The 11730-nt window shown below is 65.1% G+C and carries 14 protein-coding genes; 5 read left to right on the forward strand and 9 right to left on the reverse strand.

Annotated elements, in window-relative coordinates:
* The first annotated feature begins 4 nt into the window (after window positions 1-4).
* Both CZ674_RS06580 and CZ674_RS06585 read left to right on the forward strand, forming a co-directional pair.
* Complete coding sequence (locus tag CZ674_RS06580) at window positions 5-208, forward strand: LPXTG cell wall anchor domain-containing protein (protein WP_086991718.1); 204 nt, start codon at window positions 5-7, stop codon at window positions 206-208.
* Window positions 208-2562, forward strand: a complete 2355-nt coding sequence (locus CZ674_RS06585; protein WP_086991719.1) for an ATP-binding cassette domain-containing protein — start codon at window positions 208-210, stop codon at window positions 2560-2562. Before CZ674_RS06580 ends, CZ674_RS06585 begins: the two co-directional genes overlap by 1 nt.
* A 157-nt stretch (window positions 2563-2719) precedes the next feature.
* Here the strand turns inward: CZ674_RS06585 and CZ674_RS06590 are convergent, their stop codons facing one another.
* Window positions 2720-3577: a class I SAM-dependent methyltransferase gene (locus CZ674_RS06590; protein ID WP_086991720.1), complete on the reverse strand. Its 858-nt coding sequence runs from the start codon at window positions 3575-3577 to the stop codon at window positions 2720-2722.
* Between the two features lie 152 nt (window positions 3578-3729).
* Between CZ674_RS06590 and CZ674_RS06595 the strand changes: the two genes are divergently transcribed.
* A complete protein-coding gene (locus CZ674_RS06595; RefSeq protein ID WP_143244663.1) occupies window positions 3730-4254 on the forward strand; it encodes an SRPBCC family protein in 525 nt (174 codons plus the stop codon).
* Between the two features lie 46 nt (window positions 4255-4300).
* On the opposite strand, the gene CZ674_RS06600 is transcribed toward CZ674_RS06595, so the two are convergent.
* From CZ674_RS06600 to CZ674_RS06620, 5 genes are all read right to left on the reverse strand, one after another.
* Window positions 4301-4777, reverse strand: coding sequence for an SRPBCC domain-containing protein (locus CZ674_RS06600; RefSeq protein WP_159456918.1), 477 nt, complete (start codon window positions 4775-4777; stop codon window positions 4301-4303).
* Window positions 4778-4784: 7 nt separating this feature from the next.
* Window positions 4785-4973 carry a hypothetical protein gene (locus CZ674_RS06605; protein WP_143244664.1) on the reverse strand — a complete coding sequence of 63 codons (189 nt, stop codon included), beginning with the start codon at window positions 4971-4973 and terminating at the stop codon, window positions 4785-4787.
* A 6-nt stretch (window positions 4974-4979) separates the two neighbouring features.
* Window positions 4980-6056, reverse strand: a complete 1077-nt coding sequence (locus tag CZ674_RS06610) for a winged helix DNA-binding domain-containing protein (protein WP_086991724.1) — start codon at window positions 6054-6056, stop codon at window positions 4980-4982.
* A gap of 21 nt (window positions 6057-6077) precedes the next feature.
* Window positions 6078-7127, reverse strand: a complete 1050-nt coding sequence (locus tag CZ674_RS06615; RefSeq protein WP_086991725.1) for an LLM class flavin-dependent oxidoreductase — start codon at window positions 7125-7127, stop codon at window positions 6078-6080.
* Between the two features lie 92 nt (window positions 7128-7219).
* Window positions 7220-8134, reverse strand: a complete 915-nt coding sequence (locus CZ674_RS06620; RefSeq protein WP_086991726.1) for a LysR substrate-binding domain-containing protein — start codon at window positions 8132-8134, stop codon at window positions 7220-7222.
* A gap of 58 nt (window positions 8135-8192) precedes the next feature.
* Here CZ674_RS06620 and CZ674_RS06625 point away from each other — a divergent pair, with 58 nt between their 5' ends.
* Entirely contained in the window at window positions 8193-8480 is a 288-nt protein-coding gene (locus CZ674_RS06625; protein WP_086991727.1) for a GNAT family N-acetyltransferase, read from the forward strand.
* A gap of 3 nt (window positions 8481-8483) precedes the next feature.
* Here CZ674_RS06625 and dhaM read toward each other — a convergent pair whose 3' ends face one another.
* The 3 genes from dhaM to dhaK are packed head-to-tail and all read right to left on the reverse strand — an operon-like array spanning window position 8484 to window position 10812.
* Complete coding sequence (gene dhaM, locus CZ674_RS06630; RefSeq protein ID WP_086991728.1) at window positions 8484-9191, reverse strand: dihydroxyacetone kinase phosphoryl donor subunit DhaM; 708 nt, start codon at window positions 9189-9191, stop codon at window positions 8484-8486.
* On the reverse strand, window positions 9188-9808 hold the full coding sequence (dhaL, locus tag CZ674_RS06635; protein ID WP_086991729.1) for a dihydroxyacetone kinase subunit DhaL: 621 nt from the start codon (window positions 9806-9808) through the stop codon (window positions 9188-9190). Before dhaL ends, dhaM begins: the two co-directional genes overlap by 4 nt.
* Window positions 9808-10812 (reverse strand): dihydroxyacetone kinase subunit DhaK, encoded by a 1005-nt coding sequence (gene dhaK / locus CZ674_RS06640; RefSeq protein WP_086991730.1) that lies wholly within the window; start codon window positions 10810-10812, stop codon window positions 9808-9810. The genes dhaL and dhaK overlap by 1 nt, the downstream gene beginning before the upstream one ends.
* 211 nt (window positions 10813-11023) lie before the next feature.
* Here dhaK and CZ674_RS06645 point away from each other — a divergent pair, with 211 nt between their 5' ends.
* Window positions 11024-11719, forward strand: coding sequence for an MIP/aquaporin family protein (locus CZ674_RS06645; RefSeq protein ID WP_234988478.1), 696 nt, complete (start codon window positions 11024-11026; stop codon window positions 11717-11719).
* Window positions 11720-11730 lie beyond the last annotated feature (11 nt).

The raw sequence follows: 11730 nt of genomic DNA on the forward strand, positions 1-11730 counted from the left end.
GGCCATGACGATTCTTCCGGAGGCAGCGACCGACATCGCGTCGTGGGTGTTCATTCTGATTGCCGTGCTCGTCGTAGTGGCGGGCGCAGCGCTGTTCTTCGTGGGCAGGCGCAAGCGAGCCGACTCCACCGAGAGCAGCCGCGAGGCGATGAGCCACGGCTCACCCAACGATGAGGCCGACACCGACGGCGGCACCGACGACCGCTGATGCATCCTGCTGACCAGCACGACCGCATCCGCGTCATCGGGGCTCGCGAGAACAACCTGAAAGACGTCTCTCTCGACCTTCCGAAGCGGCGCCTCACGGTGTTCACCGGTGTGTCGGGGTCGGGTAAGAGCTCGCTCGTGTTCGGCACGATCGCGACCGAGTCGCAGCGGATGATCAACGAGACCTACAGCGCGTTCCTGCAGGGCTTCATGCCTGCGCTGGGCAGGCCAGACGTCGACCGGCTCGAGGGCCTGACGACCGCGATCATCGTCGACCAGGAGCGGCTCGGCGCGAACTCGCGCTCGACCGTCGGAACCGTCACTGACGCGAACGCGATGCTGCGCATCCTGTTCTCTCGACTCGGGCATCCGCATGTCGGAGGGTCGCAGGCGTTCTCGTTCAACGTCGCCTCGGTCAGCGGCGCAGGGGCTGTGACCATCGCCACCGGCGAGAAAAAGGGCACGAAGGAGCGCCGCGACTTCGAGATCATCGGCGGTATGTGCCCCGAGTGCGAAGGCATGGGCGAAGTCTCCGACCTCGATCTGACGCAGCTGTTCGACGACGAGAAGTCTCTGGCAGAGGGCGCATTCTCGATTCCGGGATACAACCCGGGCGGCTGGAACGAGAAGATGATCGTCGAGTCGGGATTCTTCGACCCAGACAAGCGGATTCGCGACTACAGCGAGCAGGAGCGTCACGACCTGCTGCACAAAGAGCCGACCAAAGTGAAGTTCAACGGCATGAACATCACCTACGAGGGTCTCGTGCCGAAGATCCAGAAATCGTTTCTGCAGAAGGACCGCGAGTCGATGCAGAAGCACATCCGCGCCTTCGTCGACCGTGCGGTGGCGTTCCAGCAGTGCCCGGCGTGCGATGGCACGCGCCTGAGCGATCTGGCCAGGTCATCGAAGATCGACGGCAGGAGCATCGCCGACCTGTGCGCCATGCAGGTGTCAGACCTGGCCGAATGGGTGCGCGAGCTCGACGAGCCGTCAGCCGCGGGCCTGCTCGCCCCGCTGCAGGAGCTGCTCGACTCGTTCGTGGGCATCGGCCTGGGCTATCTCGCCCTCGACCGTGCGAGCGGAACCCTCAGCGGCGGCGAGGCGCAGCGAACCAAGATGGTGCGTCACTTGGGCTCGGCGCTGACCGACGTGACCTACGTCTTCGACGAGCCGACCACCGGGCTGCACCCGCACGACATCGACAAGATGAACGCGCTGCTCGAAGAGCTGCGCGACAAGGGCAACACCGTGCTCGTCGTCGAGCACAAACCCGAGACGATCGCCATTGCCGACCACGTGGTCGACATCGGGCCGGGGCCGGGATCCGCCGGCGGCACCGTCACCTTCGAGGGCACCGTCGAGGCGCTGCGCGCGAGCGACACCGCAACCGGCCGCCACCTCGACACTCGTGTGCAGCTGAAGCGCGAGGTGCGCCCGTGGTCGTCGGCGATCGAGATTCGCGGAGCAGCCACGAACAACCTGCAGCAGGTCGACGTCGATGTGCCCCTCGGTGTGCTCACGGCCGTGACCGGAGTCGCCGGCAGCGGCAAGAGCTCGCTGATCAACAGCTCACTTGCCCATCATGACGACGTCGTGTTCGTCGACCAGGGCGCGATCAAGGGGTCTCGGCGCTCGAACCCGTCGACGTACACGGGGCTGCTCGATCACATCCGCAAGGCGTTCGCCAAGGCCAACGACGTGAAGCCCGCCCTGTTCAGCCCGAACTCCGAGGGCGCCTGTCCAAACTGCAAGGGTGCCGGCGTCATCTACAGCGACTACGCCATCGCCAGGGGAGTGTCGACGACGTGCACGGTCTGCGACGGCCGCCGGTTCCTCGCCGAGGTGCTCGACTTCACGTTCAGCGGCCGCAGCATCGACGAGGTGCTGTCGCTCTCGGTCGACGACGCCCTTGAGTTCTACTCGTCCGCAGATTCGAAGATCCCGGCTGCCGCGCGCATCCTGACGCACCTGCGCGATGTGGGGCTCGGGTATCTGACGATCGGCCAGCCCCTCACGACGCTGTCAGGCGGAGAGCGGCAGCGGCTCAAGCTTGCGACGCACATGGGTGACAAGGGCGGCGTGTTCGTGCTCGATGAGCCGACGACCGGGCTGCATCTCGCCGACGTCCGCGGGCTGCTCGAGCTGCTCGACCGGCTGGTCGACAGCGGTAAGACGGTCATCGTGATCGAGCATCATCAGGCGGTCATGGCACACGCCGACTGGGTCATCGACATGGGCCCGGGCGCCGGGCACGACGGCGGACGCGTGATCTTCACGGGGTCGCCTGCTGAGCTCGTGGCGGATGCGCGCACACTGACGAGCCAGCACCTCGCCAAGTACGTGGGCCAGTAGCGAGCTGAACTCCAAAGGGAGTTCAGTTTTGACCGTGCGACCCGAAAAGGAGCTGAGACCTCCAATGAGAGCCCCTACAGCTCCCATTGGCGATATTCGGGGGATTCACCTCCCTTTCAAACAGCTCCGGCAATTCTGATCTCCTTTTGGAGTTCAGTCAGGGCTTGCGTGCCACGATCGTGAACGTGCAGGGCACGATGCTGCGCTCGGAGTCTGGCCAGGCGAAGTCGCCGTCCTCGAGCTCGACCATGCGCGGCGAGAATCGCCAGGGGAGCGTCTGCCCTTCATCGAGGCGCTCGATGACGAGCCCCGCGCGAAGCAGCGCCGTGATGATCTCCGAGATCGGATGCGGCCATTCGTAGGTTCTGGTGTGCTCGACTTTTCCGTCGCCCGCGTATGTAGTCTCGTCGTCCCACGTCTGAGCCTGACCGGTGGGGAAGTAGCCCCAGCGCAGCGTCAGGTCGGGCGCCTCTTCGTCGAGCGCGTACATCATCGGATGCCCGTCTCGAATGAAGAATACTCCATTAGTTCGAAGCAGTGCAGCAATCTGCTGCGCCCAGCGATCAAGATCGGGGAGCCAGATGATCGTGCCGATGCTCGTGTAGACGACATCAAAGTCGCCCGAGACGGCCTGGCGGGCGTCCAGCACGTCAGCCTCAACCCAGTCAGCCGTTATGTCAGCTTCAATAGCGAGACGCTTGGCCACCTCTAGCGAAGCGGGCGAGAAGTCGAGGCCGGTGACACGCGCTCCGAGACGTGCCAGCGAAATCGTGTCTGTTCCGATGTGACACTGCAGGTGCAGCAGGTCGAGACTAGAGAGCCCAGCATTCAGATGCTGCGACAGCACGGGAGCATCTTCGCGAACGACGCCAGAGATCAGCTCACGGTCATTCGCATAGCGTTCGATGCCATACGCTTCCTCGTGCAGCGACGCTCGATCGTTCCAGTTCAGCTGGTTCGCAGCGCGTGCGTCAGACCAGTCGATGTCGACGTGGCGCGGCTCAAGATCATCCATGGTGCAACACTACTTCTGGCAGATCGACAAAACGCCGATAATGCACATTATGTCAGGTCACGTTTCCTGCCGGCCCACCGCGCGAGCCCCAGCCCTCCCCTCATCGTCTGACAGGATGAACTGCTGGTGCGAGCGACAGAAAGGACCGGACTGTGACAGAAGCGAGCAACGCAATCAAAGCCACACGCCGCATTGCAGCACCGGCGAGCATCATTTTCAGCATCTTGGCAACTCCACGGCGTCACGTGGACATCGATGGCTCCAATATGCTCCGAGGCACCCTCGTCGACCAGCTCATCACGAAGGTGGGCGACACGTTCACCATGCAGATGCATCGTCTCGGCGACGACTACCTGATGATCAACCATGTCGTCGAGTTTGAGCCGGGCCGGCGCATATCCTGGCAACCTGCTCCTGGCGACACTTCGCGTGCCAAGGGCAACGAGCCCGCCAACGTCGGCATTCCTGCGGGCTACAGCTGGGGATACACCCTGACGCCAGAGGACGGCAACACCACTGTCGTCACCGAGACATTCGACTTCAGCGCACTGCCGGAGGATCTGCGCCGAACCCTGCGCGACGGCGGAGCTTGGATCCACGGTTCCAACTCTGTGCTGCAGTCGATGAACGACAGCCTGGAGCTGCTCGAACGCATCAGCGTCCGGCAGGAACACTGAACACAGCACCAGAAGCGCACCCGGCCTCTCCCCTCGAGCAGCCCGCTCATCCCGCATCGCCGGCGCGAACTTCCGTCACTGACGCCGCCAACGCTGCGTGCACGCTCCAGAACTCAGCCAAGTCGAGTGGCAGCCCTCCCAACGACGCCTCGAAGTACGCCAGATGCGTTGCCCAGCCGTGCGCGTACTCGTCGCGCAAGTCCCCCAGGCCTGCATGTCGCAGCGTCAACCGGCTCTGTGCACACGAGCCCATTGACGCCACCTGCACGCTCACACGGGTCTGCGGCTCGTCAGGAAAGCTCCAACTCACGATCAGCGACCTTTGCTCAGTATCGCAATTCTCGATGACCGACGTGCAGATGTACCCGCCACCGTGGTCGATCGACATGACTCCCCCGACCGCAGGTGCACTCTCGAGCGGATGCCCGAGCCACTCGTCCAGCCGTGTGACGTCTGTCAGGTGCGACCACACAGCGTCAGCTCCAGCATCGAACCAGCGCTCGAGCACCAAGTCGTCTGGCACAGCGGGTCTACCGATCCGTGGCCGTGTCGATCGTGACGACGACTTCGGCCTTCACGGTCAGCACTTTCTTCGTGCCTGAGGCATCCGCGTAGAAGACGAAGTAGTCGCCTTCCTGCTTGTACTTCGCAGCCTCGACCGTCGCCTTGAACGCCTCCGCGCCTCGCAGTGACCGATTGATCTCAAACGTCGCCATCATGCTCCTTCATTCGCTCGCAAACGGGAACGCCGCGAACGCCCGCTCGAATCCGCGCATCCGCGTGTCTGAGACCGCCCGCCACGGCGCAAGCACAAATGATCGCTTGCCAGGACGACCTGCGCGCTTCCATGTGCCCTGCACGGCACCGCCGGCGATCGCCGTCGGCTTGAACACGCCGTTGTTGCCAGGAGCGAGTTTGTCGAGGTGCTCCTCGCCCGCCATGTACGAGCGGTCGGGATACCCGAGCATGAGCTCATCGAATCCGGGAATCAAACGCGGCTCTCGAGCAATCTTGCCCTCCTCCGCGATCTCGTCGGCCAGGCCAGCCCGCTGGTACAGCGTCTCGCCGTCGGTCTCGACGCGTTCGATTGAATCACCCAGACCCTCTGCGGCCTCCCGAAGGAGCTTGAGCGGCAGCTTGGTCCACCATGCGGCATCGCGGATGCTCGCAGGCCCATGCGAGGCAAAGTACCGCCCCAGCAGCTCGGTGGCGGCAGCCACACGGTCCCCGTTGAATCGACCTTCCAGCCCGGAGCCCTCAGGCAGCCACTCTTCCGCCAGATGCACGTTGTTGTCGGACCCGTTCCAGCTTCCGTAGCTGGCCACCCCGATCTGCACGAAGTGGCTGAGCATGTGATAGCCGCGGCCGCCGGAGGTCTCGATGCCCGCGTTCTGCCACTCGGCGAACAGCTCGGCCCGCGGAACACCCTCGAACGCGACCCGCTCGAGAATGAGGCGGCCGATGTCAAACGACCCGTCGCTGAGGCCGAGTGCGGCACGACGCTTGATCTGAGCACGCACCTGCGCAGCGTTGCACAGTTCCCCCACCCACAGAGCATCCTCTGCAGCCATCGCGAACACGGTTCCGCGCATAGGGTACGCGCGCACGATCTCGCCACGGTCGAACGCGTCGAGCACATCCTGCACCGCTCCCCCGGTGCGCAGCGCGATCGACGCGATGACGCCGGGCAGATCCTGCCCCTGCATGGCAAGCTGCGCCTGCACGACCTCGCGCACGGTGCCGCCGGGCCGAGTCAGTCCGTGAGCAACGATTCGAGACAGGGCAAGCGGGGTATCAGCCATACTCGCCAATGTATCGAGAATCTAGCGCGATTTGGCGACCAATTCTCGCACCCGCGGAATCACTTCGGTGCCGTACAGCTCAACCGAGCGTCGCAGGTGTTCGTCCTGTACGGGCCCGTTGCTGTATTTGAGGTCGAATCGGTCGAGGCCGAGCTTCAGCACGGTGTCGGCGATCTTAGTCGCCACCGTCTCGGGCGAGCCGACATACAGGGCCCCGTGCTCGACCTCGCCGTCGAACTCCTCAGGACGCGCCTGCGCCCATCCGCGCTCTGCTCCGATGCGATTGCGGTTCTCGATCCACGAGTCGCGCACCTGCTCGCGAGCCTCGGCGTCGGTCTCGGCGATGTGTCCGGGCGAGTGCACGCCGAGCGGCATGGCGGGCACACCGATCTCCTCCTGCGCCTTGCGGTACAGGCCGACGAACGGCATGAATCGCTCAGCGGATCCGCCGATGATCGCCAGCATCATCGGAACCCGGTGCGTCACGGATCGCACGACGCTCTGCGGCGAGCCGCCGACGCCGACCCAGGCGCCGAGCCGCTGCTCGCTCTTCGGCATGATGACACCGTCCTGCACCGGTGCGCGGTGGGTGCCCTGCCACGAGAAAGTCTCTGGCCGATCGAGCAGCTTCGCGAACATGTCGAACTTCTCTTCGAACAGCATCTCGTAGTCTGCGAGCTTGAAGCCGAACAGCGGGAACGACTCGGTGAACGAGCCGCGCCCGACCGTGATCTCGGCACGCCCGTTCGACATGGCATCGAGGGTGTTGAAGCGCTCGATGACGCGAATCGGGTCATCGCTCGACAGCACCGTGACAGCGGTGCCGAGCTTGATGCGCTCCGTCACGCCGGATGCGCCGGCCAGCACCATGTCAGGAGCCGAGATCGCGAAGTCGTCGCGGTGGTGCTCACCGAAGCTGATCGCGTCGACGCCTGCTGCATCTGCGATGCGCGCGTGCTCGATATGGTCGCGGATGACCTCGGCCGACGAGCGGCGCGAGCCGTCGGCGTTCGACGTGAGGTCTCCGAACGAGTCGAGACCGAGCTCGATCCCTGCGTGCTCTGCGGTCATGGCCACTCCCCTGCGTCAGCCCTTGCGGGTCTTGTTGCTTAAAACTTTAACAACAAAGGCAACGCTGTGAAAGCGGGTCTATTCCCGACGCTTCAGAGGCCCGAAGTGTCGCCCGGCAGGGTCGCGACGATCGATGACTCGAGTGCACTCAGCACCTGCTTCACAGCAGGCACGAGCTCTGCACCCTGCCGGTAGCGAAGCACCAGCCGACGGCCGCGGTCGCCCTCGACGGCGATCGCGGCGACGTCGGGGCGCTGGTAGGCGCGCATGGCCATGCCCGGCAAGAGCGTCACAGAGCCGGTTCTGGCGACCAGCGACTGCGCGGCGTGGAAGTCGTCGGTCTCGTGCACGACGTTCGGAGTGAAGCCGCTCGCCTTGGCCATCGCCTGCAGGTGCGCACTGCACCTGACACAGCCCGCAACCCAGGAGTCGGCCGCGAAGTCGTCGAGCTGCGCCCGCCCGCGGTCGGCATGCTCGTGATCGGAGGGAACGATCACGAAGCTCGTGTCGTAGCCGAGCACGGTTGTCGCGAGGGCGACGTCGTCGGCTGCATCCTCATACTCGAACACGACAGCGATGTCGGCGTCGTTGGCGAGCGTCGCAGCGATCGCCTCGGGCGGTTCGAGCTCGGTCACGCGCACGCGAATGCTCGGCGAAGCCTCGGCGACTTCGGCGATCGCAGCCGGAACAAGGTCGGCCATCGCCGAAGGGAACGCAGCGACGCGCACAGTGCCGCCGCCCGAGGCAAGCTCCTCCAGGTCGCTCTCGGCTGACTGCAGTGCTCCCGCGATCGAATCGGCGTATCGGAGCAGCCGCCCCCCTGCTTCATTGAGCGTCACACCGGATGCGCTGCGCAGCATGACGGGCATGCCGATCTCGTTCTCGAGGGCACGAAGGTGCTGACTCACGGCCGGCTGCGTCCATCCGAGGGCGCGCGCCGCGCCGGAGACGCTTCCTTCACGGGCTACTGTGCGAAAGATGAGCAATCGCTTGGGATCGAGCTGCATGCCGAAACTATAACGCACAGTTATAGCCTTGCGAGGATGTCCGTACTATCCTGTGGCTATGAGTGAGAACATCGAGGTTCAGCACGCCCCCGCCCACGACCGGTTCGAGATCACGGTCGACGGCAAGCTTGCCGGCACAGCCGCCTACATCGACGCCGATGGCGTTCGATCGTTCACCAGCACCCACGTCGCCGACGAGTTCGGCGGCCGAGGGCTCGGCTCACAGCTCGTCGACTTCGCGCTGCAGGCGACCGTCGACGACGGGCTCAAGATCCAGCCCATCTGCTCGTTCGTCGTCAAGAAGGTCGAAGACGAGAAGTGGAAGCCCCACGTCGTCAGGGTCTAGCGACTACTCGCCGAAGCCCTCTTCGGTGAGTGCGACGAGCGCCTCGATCGCCGCTCGCGCATCCGCTCCGTCTGCCTCATAGACCACCTCGGCGCCCTTGGCGAGCCCCAGCGCCATGATGCTCAGCAGCGACTTGGCGTTCACGCCGTTAACCTTCACCTCAGCATCGAAGGTCGCCGCAAGCTTCGTCAGCGCACTCGCGGGCCGTGCGTGCAGACCGCTCTCGTTGACCAGCACGACGGTCGCAGTGACGGTTCCGGCATCCGCAGCCGCCGCATCGGCCTCCGCCGACACGACCGTCGCAGGCTCATCGCTGCCGCCTGCGGCAGACTCTTCGGCGCTGCCTGCGGCAGACTCGGCCGCTGCCAGCACCTCGTCGAGCGACCCACCGGACTGCGCTGCGACTGCCGCGGCGACAGCACCCTCGACGAGCGGAGCATCAGCAAGACGGATGCGCGCACGAGCATCGTCGTCGAGAAAGTCAATGACCGACTCGGCGGTCATGACCGCGCTGCCGAGGTCGCACAGCACGACGGCGTCGCCGCTGGCTTCGACCGCCTGCTGCACGCGGTCGAAGCTCGTGCCGATGCCGCCCTCGTCCGTGCCGCCCACGGCGTGCAGGCGAACGTCCTCGGCCATCTGCTGTGCGAGCTCGACGACTCCTTCAGCCAGCTTCGACGAGTGCGAGACGATGATCAGCTCGACACTCACTCGGCTGCCCCCAGGATGAACGCCGTCGACTCGGCGCCCGGGTCACGATGCCCGATGGCCCGCTCCCCCAGGTAGCTCGCCCTGCCCTTTCTGGCAACGATCGGCTCGGTCTCCTCCGCGCCCTTGCGCGCAGCCGCAGCCGCCGCGCTCAGCACTGCCTGCGCATCCGCCCCGTCCGCGGCCGCTGCCTCGGCAGCCTCGGCTGCCGGCAGCCACGCGTCGACCATGGTCTTGTCGCCCGCCTCAGCCTTGCCGCGCGCCTTGACGCCGTCGGCCGCGCCCCGGATGAACGCGGCGACGCCAGCGCCGTCAAGCTCGGCCCGGCCCTTCACGGCCATCGAACCCTTCAGGAACGCCGTGCCGTAGAGCGGTCCGCTCGCGCCGCCGACGGTCGAGATCAGCGTTGTCGCCACCGTCTTCAGCACCTCTTCCGGGTCGGCGAACTCGCCGTCGAGCTTCTCGGTGACCGCAGCGAAGCCGCGTCGCATATTAGCCCCGTGGTCGCCGTCGCCGATCGTTCGGTCAAGCGTCGTCAGGTGCTGCTCCTGCTCGGCGATGACGGCTCCGATCGCACGGATCCAGCTGACCGTCGCCGCGGTGTCGAGCACGCCCGCCATCAGAGTCCCCACCGAAGCGCAGCAGTGTGCACAGGTGCGTCGTAGAGCTCGGTCATCTCAGCATCGAGCTTGAGCAGCGTCACCGACGCGCCCTGCATCTCGAGGCTCGTCACGTAGTTGCCCACGATCTTGCGCGTGACGCTGATGCCGCGCTCTGCGAGCACCTCGGCGACACGACGGTAGACGATGTAGAGCTCGGACTGCGGAGTGCCGCCCATGCCGTTGACGAGCACGAGCACGTCATCGCCGGATGCGATGGGCAGGTCTTCGAGGATCGGCTCGAGCAGTCGATCGGTCAGGGCGTCGGCGCTCTCGATTGCGATGCGCTCTCGACCCGGCTCGCCGTGGATGCCGATGCCGATCTCGACCTCTGTCTCATCAAGCGTGAAGCTCGGCTCGCCGGCGTGCGGCACGGTGCAGGGCGCCAGCGCCAGGCCCATGGAGCGGGTGTTCGCGTTGACGCGTCGACCGATCTCGGCGACGGCAGCGAGGTCGTCTCCTCGCTCGGCTGCGGCTCCGGCGATCTTCTCGACCAGCATCGTGCCGGCGACACCGCGACGACCGGCTGTGTACAGGGAGTCCTTGACTGCGACGTCATCGTCGACCAGCACCGTCTCAACCTCGATGCCCTCGGCCAGCGCCAAGTCGGCTGCGGTCTCGAAGTTCAGCACGTCGCCGGTGTAGTTCTTCACGATGTGCACGACGCCGGCGCCCGAGTCGACGGCCTTGGTCGCTGCGAGAATCGGGTCGGGAGTCGGCGATGTGAAGACGGGCCCCGGCACCGCGGCGTCGAGCATGCCGCGGCCGACGAATCCGCCGTGCAGCGGCTCGTGACCCGAGCCTCCGCCCGAGACGAGAGCGACTTTTCCGGCAACCGGCGCATCCTTGCGTGCGATCACGAACGGCGGCTCTTCAAACACTGTCAAGATGTCGTCGTGCGCGTGGCCGAAGCCCTGCACGCTCTCGCGGACGACATCCTCTGGGTCATTGATCAGCTTCTTCATGGAAACCCCTCCCGAGCTCGATTGCTGAACTCCAATCTAAGGCAGACGCGACTCGTTTGACACGCATTGCGAGAAATCTCCTCAGCTGAAAACGATTCGTCCTATGCTGAGTGACTACCTAGCACAGTGGGAGCAACCCTCTCACTCAAGAAAGAAGGTCAACGTGGACAATCTTGGTCTCGTATTCATCTCCGAGACGGTGGGAACAGCGATGCTCCTGCTGCTCGGTGGCGGCGTTGTCGCCAACGCGATCCTCAAAGGAACGAAGGGCAACGGAGGCGGCTGGCTTCTGATCAACTTCGGTTGGGGTCTTGCAGTCTTCACCGGTGTGCTCGTCTCGGTCTACTCGGGCGCGCAGATCAACCCGGCAGTCACGCTCGGTCTGATCGTCAACGGCCTGATGGAGGGCGCGACGATCCCCTGGGGCGCATACGCCGTCTCGCTCGTCGGACAGATGCTCGGCGCCTTCATCGGTGCCACGCTCATGTGGGTGGTCTACAAGGACCACATCGACGCAGAAGAAGACCCGGGCAAGAAGCTCGGCATCTTCTCGACCGGCCCCGAGATCCGCAACTACGGTCTCAACTTCGTCACTGAGGTCATCGCGACCTTCGTCCTGGTGTTCGCAATTCTCTCGTTCGGCCTCGCAGGCAACGAGGTGTCGACCTTCACCGGTCTCGCCGTGGCCCTCATCGTGATCTCGATCGGTGCATCGCTCGGTGGCCCCACCGGATACGCCATCAACCCCGCCCGTGACCTCGGCCCCCGCATCGCACACGCGATCCTGCCCATCAAGGGCAAGGGCTCGAGCGACTGGTCATACTCGTGGGTGCCGGTGTTCGGCCCCCTCCTCGGAGGCGCCCTCGCCGGTGTCCTCGCCCCTGTCCTGCTCATCGCCGCTGCATAGCTGAAGGAGTA

This window comes from Agrococcus casei LMG 22410 (genome assembly GCF_900163565.1).
Taxonomy (GTDB): domain Bacteria; phylum Actinomycetota; class Actinomycetes; order Actinomycetales; family Microbacteriaceae; genus Agrococcus; species Agrococcus casei.